The 21,006-nt window shown below is 32.6% G+C and carries 19 protein-coding genes; 12 read left to right on the top strand and 7 right to left on the bottom strand.

The window, feature by feature from the left end; translation table 11 throughout:
• Positions 1 to 48: 48 nt before the first annotated feature.
• The 5 genes from ACZ0AH_RS11275 (at position 49) to ACZ0AH_RS11255 (ending at position 7,617) form a co-directional block, all read left to right on the top strand.
• Positions 49 to 729, top strand: a complete 681-nt coding sequence (locus ACZ0AH_RS11275) for a response regulator transcription factor (RefSeq protein WP_463475903.1) — start codon at positions 49 to 51, stop codon at positions 727 to 729.
• Complete coding sequence (locus tag ACZ0AH_RS11270; protein ID WP_463475902.1) at positions 726 to 2,084, top strand: sensor histidine kinase; 1,359 nt, start codon at positions 726 to 728, stop codon at positions 2,082 to 2,084. The genes ACZ0AH_RS11275 and ACZ0AH_RS11270 overlap by 4 nt, the downstream gene beginning before the upstream one ends.
• Before the next feature lie 86 nt (positions 2,085 to 2,170).
• Complete coding sequence (locus ACZ0AH_RS11265) at positions 2,171 to 3,418, top strand: TolC family protein (RefSeq protein ID WP_463475901.1); 1,248 nt, start codon at positions 2,171 to 2,173, stop codon at positions 3,416 to 3,418.
• Positions 3,419 to 3,429: 11 nt separating this feature from the next.
• Complete coding sequence (locus ACZ0AH_RS11260) at positions 3,430 to 4,515, top strand: efflux RND transporter periplasmic adaptor subunit (protein ID WP_463475900.1); 1,086 nt, start codon at positions 3,430 to 3,432, stop codon at positions 4,513 to 4,515.
• A 3-nt stretch (positions 4,516 to 4,518) separates the two neighbouring features.
• On the top strand, positions 4,519 to 7,617 hold the full coding sequence (locus tag ACZ0AH_RS11255) for an efflux RND transporter permease subunit (RefSeq protein ID WP_463475899.1): 3,099 nt from the start codon (positions 4,519 to 4,521) through the stop codon (positions 7,615 to 7,617).
• A gap of 414 nt (positions 7,618 to 8,031) precedes the next feature.
• Here the strand turns inward: ACZ0AH_RS11255 and ACZ0AH_RS11250 are convergent, their stop codons facing one another.
• Positions 8,032 to 8,412, bottom strand: coding sequence for an ankyrin repeat domain-containing protein (locus ACZ0AH_RS11250; RefSeq protein WP_463475898.1), 381 nt, complete (start codon positions 8,410 to 8,412; stop codon positions 8,032 to 8,034).
• Between the two features lie 375 nt (positions 8,413 to 8,787).
• On the opposite strand from ACZ0AH_RS11250, the gene ACZ0AH_RS11245 reads away from it, so the two are divergent.
• A complete protein-coding gene (locus ACZ0AH_RS11245) occupies positions 8,788 to 9,330 on the top strand; it encodes an SRPBCC family protein (protein WP_463475897.1) in 543 nt (180 codons plus the stop codon).
• A 61-nt stretch (positions 9,331 to 9,391) separates the two neighbouring features.
• Here the strand turns inward: ACZ0AH_RS11245 and ACZ0AH_RS11240 are convergent, their stop codons facing one another.
• From ACZ0AH_RS11240 to ACZ0AH_RS11215, 6 genes are all read right to left on the bottom strand, one after another.
• A complete protein-coding gene (locus tag ACZ0AH_RS11240; RefSeq protein WP_463475896.1) occupies positions 9,392 to 9,772 on the bottom strand; it encodes an ankyrin repeat domain-containing protein in 381 nt (126 codons plus the stop codon).
• Between the two features lie 200 nt (positions 9,773 to 9,972).
• Entirely contained in the window at positions 9,973 to 11,109 is a 1,137-nt protein-coding gene (locus ACZ0AH_RS11235; RefSeq protein WP_463475895.1) for a glycoside hydrolase family 26 protein, read from the bottom strand.
• 29 nt (positions 11,110 to 11,138) lie between these two features.
• Positions 11,139 to 12,095 carry a phosphoribosylaminoimidazolesuccinocarboxamide synthase gene (locus tag ACZ0AH_RS11230; RefSeq protein WP_463475894.1) on the bottom strand — a complete coding sequence of 319 codons (957 nt, stop codon included), beginning with the start codon at positions 12,093 to 12,095 and terminating at the stop codon, positions 11,139 to 11,141.
• Positions 12,096 to 12,283: 188 nt separating this feature from the next.
• Complete coding sequence (locus tag ACZ0AH_RS11225) at positions 12,284 to 13,111, bottom strand: Cof-type HAD-IIB family hydrolase (RefSeq protein ID WP_463475893.1); 828 nt, start codon at positions 13,109 to 13,111, stop codon at positions 12,284 to 12,286.
• A gap of 139 nt (positions 13,112 to 13,250) precedes the next feature.
• Positions 13,251 to 13,613 (bottom strand): DUF1801 domain-containing protein, encoded by a 363-nt coding sequence (locus ACZ0AH_RS11220; RefSeq protein WP_463475892.1) that lies wholly within the window; start codon positions 13,611 to 13,613, stop codon positions 13,251 to 13,253.
• A 382-nt stretch (positions 13,614 to 13,995) separates the two neighbouring features.
• Positions 13,996 to 14,946: a PhoH family protein gene (locus ACZ0AH_RS11215; RefSeq protein WP_463475891.1), complete on the bottom strand. Its 951-nt coding sequence runs from the start codon at positions 14,944 to 14,946 to the stop codon at positions 13,996 to 13,998.
• Between the two features lie 359 nt (positions 14,947 to 15,305).
• Here ACZ0AH_RS11215 and ACZ0AH_RS11210 point away from each other — a divergent pair, with 359 nt between their 5' ends.
• The 6 genes from ACZ0AH_RS11210 (at position 15,306) to dnaN (ending at position 20,970) form a co-directional block, all read left to right on the top strand.
• Positions 15,306 to 16,133, top strand: coding sequence for an SAM hydrolase/SAM-dependent halogenase family protein (locus ACZ0AH_RS11210; protein ID WP_463478105.1), 828 nt, complete (start codon positions 15,306 to 15,308; stop codon positions 16,131 to 16,133).
• A 320-nt stretch (positions 16,134 to 16,453) separates the two neighbouring features.
• The gene (locus ACZ0AH_RS11205) at positions 16,454 to 16,750 is read left to right on the top strand and encodes a putative quinol monooxygenase (protein WP_463475890.1); all 297 of its coding nucleotides are present in this window, start codon (positions 16,454 to 16,456) and stop codon (positions 16,748 to 16,750) included.
• Positions 16,751 to 16,767: 17 nt separating this feature from the next.
• A complete protein-coding gene (locus tag ACZ0AH_RS11200; protein WP_463475889.1) occupies positions 16,768 to 17,286 on the top strand; it encodes a hypothetical protein in 519 nt (172 codons plus the stop codon).
• 49 nt (positions 17,287 to 17,335) lie between these two features.
• Entirely contained in the window at positions 17,336 to 18,061 is a 726-nt protein-coding gene (gene gldF / locus ACZ0AH_RS11195; RefSeq protein WP_463475888.1) for a gliding motility-associated ABC transporter permease subunit GldF, read from the top strand.
• Positions 18,061 to 19,746, top strand: a complete 1,686-nt coding sequence (gldG, locus tag ACZ0AH_RS11190) for a gliding motility-associated ABC transporter substrate-binding protein GldG (RefSeq protein ID WP_463475887.1) — start codon at positions 18,061 to 18,063, stop codon at positions 19,744 to 19,746. The genes gldF and gldG overlap by 1 nt, the downstream gene beginning before the upstream one ends.
• Positions 19,747 to 19,851: 105 nt before the next feature.
• Positions 19,852 to 20,970, top strand: a complete 1,119-nt coding sequence (dnaN, locus tag ACZ0AH_RS11185; protein WP_463475886.1) for a DNA polymerase III subunit beta — start codon at positions 19,852 to 19,854, stop codon at positions 20,968 to 20,970.
• The last annotated feature ends 36 nt before the right edge of the window (positions 20,971 to 21,006 follow it).

The following is a 21,006-nucleotide window of genomic DNA, read 5'->3' as shown; positions in this document are numbered from 1 at the left end:
GTAAATTCGGTTATTGTTGCAATAACCGAATTTACTAATTACAAAAGCATGAAAATATTACTACTCGAAGACGATTTTACTTTATCTAAAGAAATCTCTGCATTCTTTACTTCAAAAGAATTCGAGTGTTTCCCGTATTATGACGGCTCATTATTACTCAAAAAATATGCTCCGTACGAATATGATTTAATTGTTCTGGATATTAATGTTCCGGGAGTTAACGGAATTGAAGTTTGCAAAGGCATCAGGGAAATTGACAAAAAGACACCTATAATTATGCTGACAGCTTTTAGTGAAATTGAAGACAAACTGGCTTCGTTTGATAATGGCGCAGATGATTATTTGGTTAAACCTTTTCATTTTGATGAATTATATGCCCGAATTTCTTCTCTGTTAAGGCGAAAAGACATTCCGCAGCAAACTGATACCAAAATTGTTATTGAAGATTTAGAAATTCTGGAAGAGGATATGAAAGTTTTTCGCTCCGGCGAAGAAATTAAACTAACTCCAAAGGAATTTAAATTGATTTCTATTTTGGCTCATGCCAAAGGAAAAGTGTTGTCTAAACAATTTATTGCCGAGAAACTTTGGGATTATCATATTGAAACCAATCAGAATACGATTGAAGTTTATATTAATTTTTTGAGAAAGAAAATTGATAAAGACCATGAAATAAAACTTATCCGGACCAAAGTTGGTTACGGATATTATTTAAGCGATCAGGAATGACTTTAAAAAACCGAATATCACTTTTAGTCAGTTTACTGTTTACAATCCTTTTTGGATTGGCTTCTACCGTGATATTTGTTTTATATTCTAATTTCAGAAAAGAGGAATTTCGGGACCGACTTGAAATAAAAGCGCTTTCGAACATTAAACTTTTAGTGAATGTAAAAGAAGTTGATGACCAGCTTTTGAAAATGATTGATCAGAATTCAATCAATAAATTGTATGATGAGAAAACATTGGTATTTGATTCTAATTATAAATTAATCTACAGCAGTATTGATGACGCCAAAATAAATTGGTCTATCGATGATTTAAAATACCTTAAAAAACATAAAACTTTTTTTAAACAACAAGGAAATTATGAAGTCTATGGTGTTTTTTATGATACAAAAGACAAAGATTTTTATGCTTTAATATCTGCAACTGATGATTATGGAAAGCGAAAACTTCTTTTTCTGCGATATACCTTAATTGTATCTTATATCTTTTTTACTTGTATCTGTTGGGTTTTGACTTCGTTTATGGTCAAAAAAGCGATGAATCCGCTGAGTACTTTTCATCAAAAAATAAAAAATATAAACGAAAATAATCTCGATACTCGTATTGAATCCAAAAGCAATAAAAACGAAATTGATCTGATTGCCAATGAATTTAATTTTATGATGGACAGAATTGAAATGTCGTATCAAAAACAAAAAGAATTTACGGCACACGCCTCGCATGAACTGAGAACTCCCCTATCCAGAATTACCTCTAAGATTGAAAATACAGTTTCAGATGTTCAAACTTCTGCAAAAGGCAAAACATTCTTAAACAGCATTTTATCAGATGTAAATCAATTAACGGAACTGATTAATTCGCTATTGATTCTTTCTAAATTAGACAATAAGAAATATGAAAACAATGAAGTGCATCGTATGGATGAAATTCTGTTTTCGGCAATCGAAAAATTGAACAAAATATATCCTGACTTTGTTATTCTTTTTGAAATGGAAGAAAATGACAATCTGGATACTGCTCTGGAAATAAAAGGAAACAAAAACTTATTAGAGATCGCTATAAGCAATGTTCTAAAAAATGCATGCGTTTACTCTGATAACAAACAGGCAAAAGTCAAAATAAGCGCTGAAAATAATAATCTCATTATTTCTATTTCGAATACTGGAAATACGTTAAGTGAAAATGAACAAAAAAATCTTTTTCAGCCCTTTATGCGTGGTGAAAATGCTAAAGGAACTTCAGGTTTTGGACTTGGTTTACGTATTGTTCAGCGTATTTTAAATCTTCACAATTCTTCTATAACTTACAGTGTTCCAAATATTAACACGAATTTATTTCAATTATTTTTCCATTAGTATTCTTTTTTAAGGTATTTTTAAGGTAGATTTTAAGGCATCTTAAAGTCTGGTGATAGCATATTTGTATAATTAAAAATGATACAATGAGAAAACTATGTGCATTATTGCTACTTGTTCTATTCAATCAGGTAGTTTTGGCCCAGAAAACAGTTACACTTCAAGACTGTGAAAGCCAATTCCTTAAAAACAATCTCTTTTTGTTGGCATCTCAATACAATATTGATGCTTCTAAGGCACTAACAATTCAGGCTAAAATTTGGGATAATCCCACAATTTCTGCAGAATTAAATGCTTACAATCCTGAGAGAAATCAATATTTTGATATTGGAAAAGAAGGACAAAAAGCTTTTGGTGTTGAGCAATTGATTTATTTGGGCGGAAAAAAACGCAATGAAGTAAAATTGGCCCAAACCAATGAAAAATTAGCCGAATTACAATTTAATGATCTTTTAAGGACTTTAAAACTGCAATTGAGGAAAAGTTTCTTCACAGTTTATTACAACACAAAAAGCCTTGAAACCACTGATGATCAATTATCTCACATAGAAGACTTAATCAATTCATACACTGTTCAGGTTCAAAAAGGGAATATTCCTTTAAGAGATGTCGTTCGTTTACAATCCTTGTACCTCAATTTCAAAAATGAACGCATGGAAGTTGTAAACGATAATATTGAGGAACAGGCTAATTTAAAATTATTGCTAAACTCAGCAGATAATATTGTTCCGAGTGTTTCTGATGATGAATTTAATAAATACACCAAAACGATTCCTTTAGATCTTAAAAACTTTGAAGATGAAGCTATTGCCAATCGTCCGGATTATTTAGCCAAACAAAAAGAAATTGATGCCAATGAATTGAATGTAAAATGGCAAAAATCACTTTCGGTTCCCGATATTACTGTTGGGGCAAACTACGATCAGCGAAGTGGCGCTTTTAATAAAGAAGCAAATTTAACGCTTGGAATTCCGCTGCCGCTTTGGAATTCGAACAAAGGAAATATTAAATATGCCAAAACTATTTTAGAACAATCTAAAGTTGAAAAACAAAATTTTGAATTGCAATTGCAAACCGAAATTGCTTCGGCATGGAATAAATGGAATGAATCCCGCAAAAATTATGTCGTAATAAAACCTACTGTTAATGCTGACTTTGAAGCGGTTTACAACGGAATCTTAACCAATTTCCAGAAACGTAATATTAGTTTATTAGAATTTACTGATTTTATGGAAAGTTACAATCAGGCTTCTATCCAAATAAATGAATTGAAGAAAAAAGTAGTGCTTTCCGGCGAAGAATTAAATAGTACAATCAACAAAGACTTATTTTAAAATTAAACAAGATGAAATATAAACTAATTATAGGAATTGCTCTCGTGAGTTTATCAATCGCAAGCTGCAAAAAGGAAGTTGAAAATCCTGAAACCAATACTACCTTCGTTTTAAGTGATGCAATGCTGAAAACGACTACTACTGCGGCTGCACAAACTCAGCCTGTGAAAAATGAGTTGAGTTTTTACGGAAAAATTACAGCAGATAATAATAAAATGATCGACGTTTATCCGCTTGTTGGCGGAAATGTTATCAAAGTTAATGTAGAACTTGGTGATTACGTACGCAAAGGTCAAGTTCTGACTACTATAAAAAGTACTGATATTGCCGATTTTGAAAAACAATCTATTGATGCAAAAAGTGATTTACTGGTTGCAAAAAACAAATTGAAGGTTGCTCAGGAATTATTTGACGGAAAATTAAATTCGGAAAGTGATGTTTTTGAAGCAAAATCTGAAGTTAATAAAGCGCAGTCGCAATTGGGGAAAATTCAGGAAACCTATAAAATTTATAATATTAAAGCTGGTTCTATTTATGAAGTTACGGCTCCTATTAGTGGTTTTATCATTCAGAAAAGCATCAATCAGGATATGCTTTTGAGAAATGACCGATCTGAAAATATTTTTGACATTGCTGAAATCAGCGAAGTTTGGGCATTAGCTAATATTAATGAAATTGATATTAATAAAGTAAAATTAGGAATTGATGCTGATGTTACGACTTTAAGTTATCCAGATAAAGTTTTTAAAGGTAAAGTGGATAAAATCTTCAACGTAATTGATCCCGATACAAAAGCTATGCAGGCACGTATAAAACTACAGAATCCTGGTTATATGCTTAAGCCGGATATGAATGCGAATATAAAGCTGTCTTTTAACGAAAGTGAATCTATGATAGCCGTACCTAGTAAAGCTATAGTTTTTGATAAAAGTAAAAACTTTGTCATGATATTTAAAGATCGTAACAATATAGAAACCAGACAAGTTGAAGTTTACAGAGTAGTTGGAGATACCACATATATATCAAGTGGTTTAAAGGAAAATGAGAAAGTCATTACCAACAACCAGTTATTTATTTACCGTGCTTTAAACGAATAAGACATGAACAAATTCATTAGAAATATTATTGCTTTTTCGCTAAAGAATAAAGCATTTACCTTTTTTTGGGTAGGATTGTTAGCAGTTGCAGGATTTATTTCTTTCAAAAATATGCCAATTGATGCTTTTCCGGATGTAACGAATACTCAGATCATTATCATCACACAATGGAACGGAAAAAGTGCGGAAGAAGTAGAACGTTTTGTGACTTCTCCTATCGAAATCTCGATGAACTCGGTACAAAAAAAGACCAGCGTTCGCAGTATTACCATGTTTGGTTTATCTGTAATCAAAATTATTTTTGATGATGGTGTCGATGATACTTTTGCGCGTCAGCAAGTAAATAATTTACTGAAAAATGTTTCGCTTCCGGAGGATGTTGAACCGGATGTTCAGCCGCCTTATGGGCCTACCGGCGAGATTTTTAGATACATTGTAAAAAGTGACAGCAGAGACAGTAGAGAATTATTGACCTATCAAAACTGGGTGATCGACAAACAATTACGTGCTGTTCCCGGTGTCGCTGATTTGAATGTTTTTGGAGGTCAGGACAAAACTTATGAAGTGGGTGTTGATCCTATAAAATTAGCAAAATACAACATTACACCGCTTCAGGTTTATAATGCCGTAAATGCAGGAAACTTAAATGTGGGTGGAGATATTATCGAAAAAAACGGACAGGCTTTTGTAGTTCGTGGTGTTGGGCTTTTAAAATCTATCTCGGATATTGAAAACATTATTGTAGATGATGCCGGCGGAAACCCAATTTTGGTAAAAAATGTCGCCACTGTTTATGAAAGTGCTATGCCAAGGGTTGGACAAACCGGAATTGGCAAAAATGACGATGCTGTTGAAGGGATAGTCGTAATGCGTAAAGGCGAAAATGCACAGGAAACATTGGCTTTAATTAAAGATAAAATCAAAGATTTGAATGAACATGTGCTCCCAAAAGACATTAAAATTGAAACTTTTTATGATCGTGATAATTTAATGAATTTCACGACAGAAACTGTAATGCACAATTTATTCGAAGGTATTATCCTGGTTACTTGTGTTGTATTTCTTTTCATGGCCGACTGGAGAACTACATTTACGGTTTCGATTGTAATTCCGTTATCGTTATTATTCGCCTTTTTATGTCTGAAAATGATGGGAATGAGCGCCAACTTACTGAGTTTGGGTGCGGTCGATTTCGGGATTATTATAGATGGTGCCGTGGTAATGGTCGAAGGATTATTTGTGGTATTAGATCATCGGGCGCATCAGTTAGGAATGGAGAAATACAATAAAATTGCCAAAGGAAGTTTGATTAAAAAAACAGGGACAGAAATGGGTAAAGCCATTTTCTTTTCTAAATTAATCATCATCACGGCTTTATTACCGATATTCTCATTCCAGAAAGTAGAAGGGAAAATGTTCTCGCCTCTTGCCTTTACTTTAGGTTTTGCATTATTGGGCGCGTTACTTTTTACTTTGACATTGGTTCCGGTATTATCCCATATTCTTTTAAATAAAAATGTAAAAGAAAAAAATAATCCGTTTGTAAATTTCTGGGATCGAAATGTTGGTAAAGGATTTGCATGGACTTTTAAACATAAAGTAAAAACATTAATTGCTTCAACGGCATTAATCGTCGTGGTTTTCTTTTCGGCAACATTTTTAGGAACTGAATTTTTACCACAATTAAACGAAGGTGCATTATGGGTAACGGCTGAATTGCCAATGAGTACTTCATTGCCTGAAAGTGTGAAAACTGCCGCAATGATCAGAAAAGATCTTGAAGCATTTCCGGAAGTGAAAAAAGTGCTGTCGCAAACCGGAAGAAGTAATGACGGAACTGACCCGAATGGTTTTGGTTTTATTCAGCTTCAGGTAGATTTGAAACCAAAATCTGAATGGACACGAAAAATCAATATGGATGATTTGGTTAATGAAATGGATGAAAAACTAAAAGTGCATCAAGGTATTACCTATAATTATTCACAGCCTGTAATTGATAACGTTGCCGAATCTGTTGCTGGTTTCAAAGCATCAAACGCGGTGAAAATATACGGAGATGATCTTGATAAACTGGATGAATTATCAAACGAAGTTTTGGCAAAAATCAAAAATATTCCGGGAATAAAAGATGTCGGGATTCTTAGAAATGTGGGTCAGCCAGAAATCAGTGTAGTTTTAGACAGAGAAAAAATGGCTGCTTATGGCGTTACATTAAGTGATGCACAAGCGGTTTTAGAACTTGCTTTTGGAGGAAAAACAGCGACTCAGAAATATGAAGACGAGAAAAAATTTGATGTCCGAGTTCGTTTCTTAAAAGAATATCGTAAAGATGAAGAAGATCTTGCCGAACTTAAAGTTCCAACCATAAGTGGTATAAAAATTCCACTGAAAGAAATTTGCGATATCAAAACCGTTACCGGACCTGCTTTTATTTACAGAGATAATACGAAACGTTTTATTGGTGTAAAATTCTCAGTTCGTGATAGAGATTTAGGAAGTACAATTGCCGAAGCTCAGAGAAAAGTAGCCGAATTAAAAATGCCTACAGGTTATACAACAGGCTGGACAGGCGAATTTGAAAATCAGGTTCGTGCAAGTGCACGTTTAGCGCAAGTTGTGCCCATTAGTTTAATCGGGATATTTGTATTGTTGTTTATTTTATTCGGAAATATAAAAGATTCATTGCTTGTATTAGCGAATGTTCCGTTCGCCATTATTGGAGGAATTATTGCTTTGCATATTACCGGAATGAATTTCGGAATTTCTGCAGGAGTTGGTTTTATTGCTTTACTCGGAATTTGTATTCAAAACGGAGTGATTCTGATATCTGAATTCCATAATAATATAAAGGCAAAATTTACGCTCGAAGAATCCATTTTCATGGGAGTAAAAGCCAGAACAAGAGCTGTTGTTATGACCGCATTAATGGCTTCAATAGGTTTAATGCCGGCAGCAATCTCTACAGGAATTGGTTCAGAATCGCAAAAACCATTGGCTATCGTAATTATTGGAGGTTTAGTTACCGCAACAATTTTAACCTTATTGGTATTCCCGATTCTCTTTTGGGTTTTTAATAGAAAAAAGAATGATCGTTTGGAATAAAATTTTAAATTCCAAGTTTTAGATTCCAAATTCCAATTGGGTGTTTGATATAAAATAAATTAATAACGAAAAAGCATCATTTTTTTAATGGTGCTTTTTTTGATTGTGATAGATTTTAGTTTGATATCATTATTTAATTTAATAAATAGCACAACTCAACACAATCTTGTCAGACTGAGCGGAGTCGAAGTCACGTTTGCTGAATCACGTTGCGGAACTTCGACTCCGCTCAGTCTGACAAAACTATAAATAAAAAATCCGTGTAAATCAGCGTTTTCGCATAGCGAATCTGTGTCATCCGCGTACCTCTCATCTAGGCTATCAATGACATATAAAAATAAAAACGACCTTCTGCTCAGGAAGGTCGTTTCAATTACTAACTCAAAACTCTTTTAAACTTTTAGCTTAAAACTCTTATCTTAATTCTTTCAAAATCGCAATTGCTTCTGTTGCGTTTGATAATTGGGCATACTTTAAAGCAGTATATCCTTTTTCGTTTTTTTCATTTGGTCTTGCTCCATTTGCTAATAAAAGCTTCATGATTTCAACTTTGTTATAACGTGCAGCTACCATTAACGGAGACATATCTTCTGAGATCATATTTACGTCTGCTCCGTATTCGATGAATTTTTTAACGATTTCTACATCGCCTTTACTAACTGCAACATTTAATGGTGAGAAAAAATAAGGTGAAACTTCAACTTGATTTTTTACTACGATTTTGTGATTTGAAGCCATTGAAACATTTGCAAATGCTACTACGGCAAGTCCTAAATAAATTACTGATTTTTTCATGATTGATTGTTGTTAAATGATTGATTGTGATGATTATTAATTTCTATGTAAATGTACTTCTATTTTTGTATTATGTATTACAAGGTACTGTGTTTTAACTAATTCTTAACGTTTGATTAATGAAAGAACTATAAACAGAACCTAATGTTATTTTAAATTTCAAAGCGCTATCTAATAGACGCTATTAATTCAAAAATGTTACAGTCAAAATCAAAAATTATTAAAAAAAATCATCAAAAAAATAAATTACGACAAATCAGAAACATTACTTTTTTAACTTTACCATACTAATAACAAGGCAAATAGCGTTTTTATATTGCCCAACAACCAAAACCTGACAAGCAAAAAATAATTAATAACCTTAAATTACAAATCATGGGAATCATTAAAAAAATTCTGGTCGTCCTTATTTTACTTCTGGCAATTGTATTAATTGCGGCTTATTTTATGCCAAAAGAGTACAACATCGAAAGAGAAATTACCATCAACAAACCTGCTGATACCGTTTTTAATTATGTGAAGTATCTAAAAAATCAAAACCAATTTAGCGTTTGGGCGAATATAGACCCAAAAATGAAATCAACTTATAAAGGAACTGACGGAACTGTTGGCGCAATTTCTGCCTGGGAAAGTGATGTAAAAGATGTGGGCGTTGGTGAACAGGAAATCACAAAAATAACCGAAGGAAAACGTCTGGATTTTGCCTTGCGTTTTAAAAAACCAATGGAAGATACCGCAGTAGGTTTTATGTCTACAGAAGTAATTTCTGCCAATCAGACTAAAGTAAAATGGGGAATCAATGGTATTTTTCCTTATCCGATGAATATTATGATGCCAATGATGAATATGGATAAAATGATTGGAAAGGATTTAGAAAAGGGACTGGAAAACCTAAAAACCAAATTAGAAGATAATTAATGCATAAATCTAATAATCAAAAAAGCATCATTAATTGTAATGATGCTTTTTTTTTACACTTTTATTTTAGATTTTTCAAAATTAAAATTGATTCATTTGCTTTTGTGTACTCAGCGTAATGTAAAGCTTTAAAACCTTTTTCGTTTTCCATCGCAGGATTAGCCCCGCTTGCAAGCAAAATTTTAATGATCTCAAATTTATTATAAAGTGCTGCTAACATCAAAGGTGACATATCACTGGATAGCTTATTTACATCGACTCCGTATTTGATGAATTTTTTAACACTTTCGATATCTCCATCACATACTGCATAATGCAATGGCGATGTTATATAAGAAGCAGAATGAATCTGATATTTTACCGAAAATCTGAGATTCGAAGCTTCTGATACATTTGTAGCTATAGCCAGCGCGATACCTAAAATAATAATTGATTTTTTCATGATGATTGATGATTTAATTGATTGATGATTTATATAAAAAACTTAATTAATGCATAATACTATTTTTAAAATTATTTACTCCTTACTATAATAGACGACTAAATGATCCGAAAAGTTGCACTTAAATGAAAAAAAATACAAAAAAAAGTGCAACACAGTTAAAACCTGCATTGCACCTCCTTTTATTGCTGTAAAAGTCTTTATTTTAAACTAAATTTTTTAGTATAAATATTCTTCAAATCATTCTCAAACAAAGTATACGGATCATTATAAAACTTTATAAAATCCGGAACGCTAATTTGTCCCGGAAAAGGCGCATAAAAATGTGTGGGACTTTTGCTGTCATTCCTCCAGACTAAAACATATGCTAATTCTAGTTTTTCAGATTTTAAGGTTTTTAATAAAGTTTCGGTCCACCAGGCAGGATTCGGAATAGATTCTAAACCCGTTTCTGTTAAAGCCGCAAGTTTATTCTTTTTGATTCCCAAATCTGAAATAATTTTAAGTTTTTTAACCGCATTATCTAAATCGTATTTTCCATCCCGACCATAATCACCATAATCATCAAAACCAAACATATCTACATAATCATCACCTGGATAGCGTTCCAGATATTCTGTCTCAGAATTAAACCTAACATCTGGCGAAAAGGCGTAAATAAAATTATGTACACCTAAAGTATCTCTTAAATAAGAAACTGTAAATTGCCAAACAGCAATAAAGTCTTCTTTTGAAGTAAACTTTTTTCCCCACCAAAACCAATCTCCGTCAAATTCATGATACGGCCTGAAAATCATTGGTGCAAGCGAACCATCTTTTGCTTTTACAGAATGGGCAAAATCAGCAATGGTTTTCAAAATTTCTTTATATTCCTCATGATGAGAACCGCCTTTTTTGATTAAAGACATTGCCGCTACAGAAGTAGAATCTTTCCAATAAAAACTATCATTGGAAACAGGATTTACAAAATGCCAGGAAACAGTTGTAATTCCGCCACGATTGTAAGTATCGATGACATTTTTTCTTAAAATCTCTTTTGTTTTTTCGATTTCTTTTTTTGGTTTTCCTGAAAAACCGCTAAAATCAATTCCAACAACTGCCGGATGCGAACCTGTAACTGATTTTACATCTGACCTATTTGGTTCATTTGCCCATCCGTGTCCGTATTCCAGCGCATGCTGATGTCCAAAAAGAATATGATTTCTTGAAATTAGTTTAAGATTTTCATATAAGATTCTGGTTTCTTTTGTTGCCTTTTTATCAATTTGCGCAAAAAGAAAATGCCCTGTTATCATAAATAGAAATAACAAGGCATTTTTTTTATTTTTAATGTTCATGGTTTAAATAGTTAGTTTAAACCCGAAAATTACTCTTTAGAACTAAGGTAATCTAATACGTTTTTATCAATACGTTGGTCAATATTGTCAATATCAGCTTTTACGAATTTTTCGCCTAAGATGTTCTCGTATAATTCGATATATCTTTCAGAAACTGACTCGATATAAGCATCAGTCATTTCGGGAATTTGTTGTCCGTCCTGACCCTGAAAACCGTTTTCGATTAACCAGCGACGTACAAATTCTTTAGATAATTGTTTTTGCTCCTCCCCTTTATCTTGTCTTTCCTGATATCCGTCAGCATAAAAATAACGAGAAGAATCCGGTGTGTGAATTTCGTCAATTAAAACAATAACACCGTCTTTCGTTTTTCCGAATTCGTATTTTGTATCTACTAAAATTAATCCGCGGGAAGCAGCAATTTCAGTTCCTCTCTGGAATAAATCACGTGTATATTTTTCAAGAACAATATAATCTTCTTCAGAAACAATTCCTTTAGATAAAATGTCTTCACGAGAAATATCTTCGTCATGAGAACCGTTATCTGCTTTTGTAGTTGGCGTAATAATTGGTTCCGGAAATTTATCATTTTCCTTTAAACCTTCTGCCATTGTTACACCACAAATTTGTCTTTTTCCAGCAGCATATTCACGTGCGGCGTGACCGGAAACATAACCACGAATTACCATTTCTACTTTAAAAGGATCGCATAAATGACCAACAGCAACGTTTGGATCCGGAGTTGCAATCAACCAGTTTGGAACAATATCTTCTGTCAATTCCATGAATTTTGTTGCAATCTGATTCAAAATTTGTCCTTTATACGGAATTCCTTTTGGTAAAACTACATCAAAAGCCGAAAGTCTGTCTGTTGCTACCATTACTAAAAGTTCATCATTGATGTTGTAAACTTCTCTAACTTTTCCGCGGTAAACTGATTTCTGATTCGGGAAATTAAAATTTGTAGTTGTGATTGTATTGCTCATTATTCTTAGTTGTGTTGTTTTTTATGATTGCAAATTTAAAACTATTTCACAGAGTTTCATAATGAAAAGAAAGAGATAAATTAAGAAATGTGATATTTTATAGTTTCAACTCTCTATTGCAAACAAAAATCCCAAAAGAAAATCTTTCGGGATTTGATTTATATGTATAAACAAAAGTTTATATGCAATTATGCTACAACTTCTTTATCTAAAATTTTAGATGAAATATATTTCGCAACACCATCTTCGGCATTTGTTTTAATAACTTCTAAATTGGGTAATGTTTCTTTTAATAAGGCAGGCGCATTTCCCATAATTAAACCTTTTCCTGATGCAGATAACATTTGAACATCATTGAAACCATCTCCAAAAGAAACTGCTTCTTCTAATGTAAAACCAACTTTTTCAAGCACTCTTTCTATTGCAATTGCCTTATCTATAGATTTATCCATAAATTCAAGACAAGTTGGCAAACTAAAAGCATGATGCAAATGCTCGGAAGAATTGGCTAAAATAGCATCTTTTAATTTTACTAATTTTTCGTGATTATCGCAGGAGAAGAAAATCTTAATTGCACCAAAATCTTCCAGGGTTTTATAATCAACCAATTCCGGAACATATTTTAATTCAGATTGAAAAGCATTTAATTTTTCGCTTATTCTGTTTGTTTGCCAAACATTTTCTTTAAACAAAACAACTGTAATTTCAGGATCAATTTCTACATTCAAAGCTGCTTTTACAACCTCACTGTCTAAATTGAATGAAAAAAGTTCTTCCTTTTCAGGTGAATGTATTCTGGCTCCGTTTGAACTTACGAGGTAAACCGGAACTTCAAGCGTTTCGATAATAGCCATTGCATCAAGGTGATGACGGCCTGTGGCAACAACAATAAGATAATTTTGATTGTGAAGTTCCTGAAAAATTGATTTGGTATAATCTGATATTTTATGCTGAGGATTGAGTAAAGTTCCGTCTAAATCACTAACGACAACTTTTATATTTTTAAGTTTTGTCATATTAAAAATCAAGTTTTTATGATGTGCAAATTTACGGCTTTATGACCAGTTGAGCAAAGATTGAAGCTTTTGAAAGTTTAAAATACCGTAAGTTTATTATATATTTAACTATTTGCTTAAATAATGATTTTTAAACAATTTAAACTTTTATAACTCCTGATTTATATAAATTTATTGCTTTCGCGATAATCGTTTGAATTTGTTCCAAAGGCAAATCTTCTTCCGAATCGAATAACATAATCTTCATTCTCGAACGAGCTTCCTGAATTAAAAAAGGTTCATCAAAGTGTTTACCTTCCACAATTCCGATATAAGGTTGTTTGAGCTTTTTATGAGTCCATAAATAGCAGAACATTTTTCCTTTATAACAAAAAAATGGCATTCCGTATTTGAGAACATTTGTAATGTCTGTGTCTTGTTTCAGAATAATTTCTTTCAAGGCCAAAAACATCCCTTTTATAGGTTCTTCTTGTTTGAAATAGAAATCATCTAGTTGTTTCATTACATTTATTCCAATATTTTATCCCGAGGCTTCGGGACCAAAGTCCAATTACAGTAATACAAAACTTGCAGTCAAACTTACTTGCATTCTCTTTGTGGGGCCTTCGACTTCGCTCAGCCTGACAAGCTGTAAGTTAATAAAACTAATTCAAAAAAAAAATATTCGTTTTACACATTCCTTTAAAAGATATGTATAAAACGAATATTACTTATTTAATTTTCCTGCCACAGATTAAAAGATTAAAACGATTTATAAAATCTGTATTATTTCGCCACGAATTTCACAAATTTTCGCTAATTAATTTGTGCTAATTCGTGAAATTAGTGGCGAAAAAAATCTGTGCAAATTACTTTTATCTGTAGCTAAAATTTATTTCACAAACTTAATCGTGATTTTCTATTTGTTTATAAGCATCGATTACCTTTTTCACTAATCTGTGACGCACGATATCTTTATCATCCAGATAAATAATCCCGATTCCGTCAACGTCTTTCAGAACCAAAATAGCTTCTTTAAGACCCGAAATAGTTCTGCGTGGTAAATCGACCTGTCCAGGATCGCCCGTAATCATAAATTTGGCGTTTTTTCCCATACGGGTCAAAAACATTTTCATTTGTGAGTGGGTTGTGTTTTGCGCTTCATCCAGAATTACAAAGGCATTATCAAGTGTACGGCCACGCATAAAGGCTAATGGCGCAATTTGAATAATTCCTTTTAATATGTAATCTTCGAGCTTTTCGTTTGGCAGCATGTCGCGCAAAGCATCATAAAGAGGCTGCATGTAAGGATCTAGTTTTTCTTTCATATCACCGGGTAAAAAACCAAGATTTTCTCCTGCTTCAACCGCTGGTCGCGTCAATATGATCCTTTTTACTTCTTTCTCTTTAAGCGCTTTAACAGCCATAGCAACGCCCGTGTACGTTTTTCCCGTTCCAGCCGGACCAACAGCAAATACCATATCATTTTTCTTGATGGTATCTACCAATAGTTGCTGGTTAGGCGTCATGGCTTTAATTATTTTACCGCCAACGCCGTGAACTAATATTTTGTCGTGATCGTATGATTTTCGATCATCCTGACCATCACTCATAATTACACGTTCAATTACATTATCATCAATGTTGTTGTATCGGGTAAAATGGAGCATCAACCTTTGGAATCTTTTTTCGAATTCATCTAAAACTTCTTTTTCGCCAAATGCCTTCAAAGTCGTCCCTCTTGCTACTATTTTAAGCTTTGGGTAATACTTTTTAATTATTTCAAGATGAGTGTCTTGAGCGCCCCAAAAGTCTTTTGGAGCGATGTCTATGAGCTCGATAATTCTTTCGTTCAAATGAGATAGTTTTAAATTAAAAATAAATCAGTTTTTTTATAATTAGTGGTTGTCGGGTTGTTTTTAATTTATAGTTTTCAGTGGCAGTTACGCAGTTTAAAGGTATGAGAATTTTATTTCTTATTAAAATTTCACAAGGATATTCAGCTAAATTTTTTGAATAATTTTTCCTGATCTGATTCTCACATGCAAACTGAAAAACTGAAACTGATAACTGAGACTACTATATTATTACTTCTTCTAAAAAATACAATTTGTCTTTTGTTTGTTGTATTTTTGAGTTTACTATTCTTAGATTTGCATTTCTCAAATTTAATGAAAATTAGATTTAAATACTACCAATAGTTATAAACAAAATGATGTCAATAATTACCCTTACTACCGATTACGGCTTAAAAGACCACTTTGTTGGTTCGCTAAAGGGTAAAATTTTATCTGAATTTTCAGAAGCAAAAATTATTGATATTTCTCATGACATTGATCCATTTAACACAGCCGAAGCAAGTTATGTTATTGGAGCATCGTATTTAAGTTTTCCTAAAGGAACCGTACACCTTATTGGTGTTGACATTGAACGCAATAAAGAGAATCAGCATATTGCCATGCAATGGAATGATCACTTCTTTATTTGTGCCGATAATGGTATTTTGAGTATGCTTACGCAGAAAATTGTTCCGCAAAAGATTGTGGCTATTAATATTCATGACCGTTTTCCGAGTGAATCTTCTGATTTGGATATTTTTATACAAGTTGCCTGCCATATTGCAAAAGGCGGTTTACTGAATGTGATAGGTAAAGAAATCACCGAAATCAAACAAATTACGGAATTACAGCCTGTGGTTTCTAACGACGGAAATTCGATTAAAGGATATGTAATTTATATTGACCATTTTGGAAATATCGTAACCAATATATCAAAAAGACAATTTTTAGAAATAGCAAAAGGCCGTCCATATGAAATTGTAATGAAACCTAAAAGCATCAAAACGATTCTGCCCAATTATTCTGCAATTGCAACTTCTGAAAAATATCCCATAAAAACATATGAAGGAGAAAAACTGGCCATTTTTAATGAAGCCGGATTTCTTGAAATTGCCATTTTTAGAAGTAATCCTTCAAAAGTGGGTTCTGCAAACAGTTTGCTGGGATTGAATTATCGTGATGTGATTACGATTCAGTTTACTTAAAATTTTAGATTCAATGGCACACGGATTTAACTGATCAAACAGATTTACACAGATTTTCTTGTTGTTTTTGTCATTCTGAGGAACGAAGAATCTCCACAAGTAAGTCTACAAAGATTGGCGATTTTCTATGTAGAGTTACTTGCGAAGATTTCTCCTTCGTCGAAATGACAATATTGCAGAAAAGCATTGTGAAATAAGCTTTTCAGAATATTTTAAATTTTCTTAAAAAGAACAATCAAAATTGGTATTTTTGCGCACCTGAAATGCTTTTTAGACTTCAACAAATCTAAAATCAGCAATCTAAAATCTAAAATTAAAATATGTTTGTTCGAATAGTAAAAATGAGTTTTCACGAAGAAAAAATTCCGGATTTTCTGGAGAATTTTGAAATCATAAAGCACAAAATACGAAATGCTGAGGGAAATCGTTTTTTAGAATTGTATCAGGATAAAAATGACAAATGCATATTTTTCACATACAGTTATTGGGAAACGGAAGCGGACTTAGAAAATTACAGACAATCTGAACTTTTTGATACAGTTTGGAGTTTTACAAAACAATTATTCAATGCAAAACCGGAAGCGTGGAGTGTGGATAAATTGGTGTCTTTAGTTTAAAATTGTAAAAATTAATAATGAAATTTACTTTTAAACAATTTGAGAAATGGCTTGTTATAATGTTGTTTCCGGCAATTGGAATCTTTTTTTTATTTCATCAAACTCAAAGACCAAAAATTGAAAGTAAAAATGATTTAGAAGTTGTTGAAGGAAGAATAGAAGATTATTCGTTTAAATATGTTTCCGGAGGAAAAGCAATATCAAGACAATTTTATATTTGGGTAAAAGGATATAATTGTAAATTTCAAATAATTGCTGATTATTTAAACTACTTTGAAAAAAGTAAATTTGAAGATTCAAAAGAAATTGGAGATTCAATTAGAATATTAATTCCTTCAGAAGATAAAGACAAACTTTATAAAAATGAACAGATAATAATTATGTCTTTAAGTGATGATAAAAATAACTACTTATCACTAAAAGATACGATAGCTGAGGAAAAGAAATATTTTGATATATATGCTGGAATAGCATTTATATTAATTGGGGGAGTATTTTTTATACTATCCAAAAAGGGGATTAAAATTACCCGATAACGATCAAAAAAATAAATTACCGATTTAACGATTAAAAAAAATAAAATAAATGAAATCAATCATTTTACGAGAAATAAAATCCTTTTTTGGCTCTCCTATTGGCTATTTGGTCATTGCTATTTTCTTAATTAGCAACGGACTATTTTTATGGGTATTTGAAGGAGATTACAATATACTGAATACCGGTTATGCCGATTTGACTCCATTTTTTACATTAGCGCCCTGGATTTTGATTTTCCTGATTCCGGCTGTTACGATGAGAAGTTTCTCTGACGAAAAAAAACAAGGAACACTTGAACTGCTTTTAACCAAACCTTTATCGATTTGGGAAATCGTAAACGGAAAATTTTTAGGTTCGCTCCTATTGATTATTTTGGCGATAATTCCAACGTTTATATATGTAAAAGTAATTTCGGGTTTAGGTTCGCCTGAAGGAAATATCGATATGGGAAGCACGATTGGTTCTTATTTTGGATTATTGTTTCTGATTGCCGCTTATTCGTCCATCGGAATTTTCACTTCTACCCTATCAGAAAATCAAATCGTAGCTTTTATAATTGCAGTTTTTTTATGCTTTTTCTTTTATTTTGGTTTTGAAGGATTGGCTTCGCTGATTCCCGGATTTTCAAGTATGGTTTCGGCGTTTGGTATGCAGGATCATTTTAAAAGTATGAGTCGGGGCGTTATCGATACACGTGATGTTATTTATTTTTTGAGCATCACCGTATTATTTCTGTCTTTTACCGTTTATCAATTAAAATCTTTTAAAGCGTAATGAAAGCATCTATTCAACAAAATATCAAAACATTAGGTATTACCGTTTTCGTTTTAATTGTTTTAAATGTATTAGGAAGTTTGTTTTTCCACCGATTTGATTTAACCAAAGACAAACGATATACTTTATCTGAAACTTCTTTGCAAATCGTAAAACAAGTTAAAAATCCGTTGTCGATCAAGATTTATATGCAAGGCGATTTGCCTGCTGATTTTAAGCGTTTACAACAAGAAACCAGACAATTATTAGAAGAATTTCAGGCTTATAACAGCAATATTGTTTTCGAATTAGTGAATCCGATGGAAAACGGAGACGAAAACATGGATGTTGTAAAATCGCTTTATCAAAAAGGATTAACACCAATAAACATTACTGTTGACGATAAAGGAAAACAATCTCAGGCAATGGTTTTTCCGTGGGCAGTTGCGGTTTATAACAATAAAGAGGTTAATATTCCTTTGTTGAAAAACATAATGGGCGCTTCGACAACTCAAAAAGTAATTGGATCAATTCAGCATTTAGAATATTCAATTGCTGATGCTATTAATAAAATCACAAAAGCAAAACAGAAGAAAGTTGCCATTATAAAAGGAAATGGCGAAATAAACGAAATTCATATTGCAAAAATGCTGATGCAAATTCGCGAAAGCTATTATATTGGCCCTTTTACATTAGATTCTGTTGCAAAAGATCCAAGCGGAACTTTAAACGCTTTAAAAAAATATGACTTAGCGATTATTTCAAAACCAACTCAGACTTTTACTGATGAAGAAAAGCAGGTTTTGGATCAATTTATCATGAATGGAGGAAAAACATTGTGGTTAATTGATCAGGTTGCGGCTGATATGGACAGTTTATACAATCAATCCGGAGCAACTCTGGCGTATCCAAGAGATTTGAATTTAAACGATATGTTCTTTAAATACGGATTTAGAATTAATCCTGATTTGGTAAAAGATGAACAAGGAAGTCCAATAAAATTAGCAACCGGAGAACAAGGAAGCGCTACGCAATATCAGGATTTTGTATGGAAATTTGCGCCGCAGGTTTATCCAACAAGCAAACATCCGATTGTAAAAAATTTAGGTGGAATTAAATTTGATTTTGCCAGCCCGATTGATACTTTGAAAAACGGAATTAAAAAGACGGTTTTATTACAATCATCTCAATATTCTAAAGTAATTGGAACTCCGGCAGAAATTAATTTGAATTCTGTTACCGAGAAAACTTCTCCTCAGGATTATTTAAACAAAGGCAATTTGCCATTATCTGTTTTATTAGAAGGAAGTTTCCATTCGGCTTTTGAGAATCGTGTTTTGCCTTTCAAAGAAAACTCCTTTCAGTCAAAAGGAAAACCTACGAAAATGATTGTAGTTTCTGATGGTGATATAGCCCGAAATCAATTAGATAAAAACATGCTTCCTGTAGAATTAGGTTACGATCAACGCACCGGAAACTTATATGACAACAAGGATTTTATGATGAATTGTATTAATTATTTACTGGACGATACTGGACTTATTAACATTAGAAGCAAGGATGTCGATTTGCCATTGTTGGATAAAGAGAAAGTTTATGAAAACTATACCGCAACACAATTCATAACTATCGGACTTCCAATTCTAATTTTATTGGTTTTTGGTCTTGCATTTACCTACATTAGAAAAAGAAAATACAGTAAATAGATGTTAATAAAAAAATTGCGAAACTAAGATTGTTTGCGATATATTTGTAATCCGTATATTTAGCCTTAAATTGCTAAAAGAACATCAAAAAATAAAACAAAAGAGATGAAATTTATAGTATCGAGTTCGTACTTATTAAAACAATTACAAGTTTTAGGTAGTGTAATTAACAGTAACAATACGTTGCCTATTTTAGATAACTTTTTATTTGAACTAGACAATGATGCGTTGACAGTTTCGGCTTCAGATCTTGAAACTACAATGTCAGCTACATTATCAATCGATTCTAAAAGTAAAGGAAGTGTTGCTGTGCCTGCTAAACTTTTGCTTGAAATTTTAAAAACGTTTCCTGAACAGCCTTTAACTTTTACAGTTGAAGAAAACAATACGGTTGAAATTAGTTCAAACTCAGGAAAATATGCATTGGCATATGCTGCCGGAGAAGAATTTCCGAAAGCTGTAAATCTTGAAGATCCATCTGTAACGCTTGTTCCTGCTGATGTTTTGGCAACTGCTGTAAGCAAAACTATTTTTGCTGCCGGAAATGACGATTTGCGTCCGGTAATGTCCGGAGTTTTCTTCCAGTTTTCGCCGGAAGGATTGACTTTTGTTGCAACAGATGCTCACAAATTAGTAAAATATGCACGTACAGATGTAAAAGCATCTCAGGTTGCAGATTTTATTATGCCAAAGAAACCTTTGAATATTTTGAAAAGTATTTTAGGAAGTTCTGATGCTGAAGTAAAAATTGAATACAACGATTCAAATGCGACTTTCTCATTTGACAATTATATCTTAATGTGTCGTTTAATCGATGGAAAATACCCGAATTACGAAGCGGTAATTCCAAAAGAAAATCCAAACAAATTAATGATTGACCGTTCTTTATTTTTAAGTTCTGTTAAGCGTGTTGCGATTTTCTCAAACAAAACAACACACCAAATTCGTTTGAAAATCGCCGGAGCTGAACTTAACGTTTCTGCAGAAGATATCGATTACTCAAACAAAGCAGAAGAAAGATTGACTTGTGATTATCAAGGAGATGATCTTCAAATTGGTTTCAACTCTCGTTTTTTAACTGAAATGCTGACAAACCTGCAATCAGATATGATTATGCTGGAAATGTCATTGCCTAACAGAGCCGGAATTCTAACGCCAGTTGATGGTTTAGAAGAAGGTGAAACCGTTACAATGTTGGTAATGCCCGTAATGTTAAATAGTTAACATCAAAACTTCTTTTTGTTACAGGGATCTTTTTTA

This window comes from Flavobacterium sp. AC105, assembly GCF_979258495.1.
The sequence above is the reverse complement of the archived record's forward strand: the minus strand, read 5'-3'. Positions and strand labels throughout refer to the sequence as shown.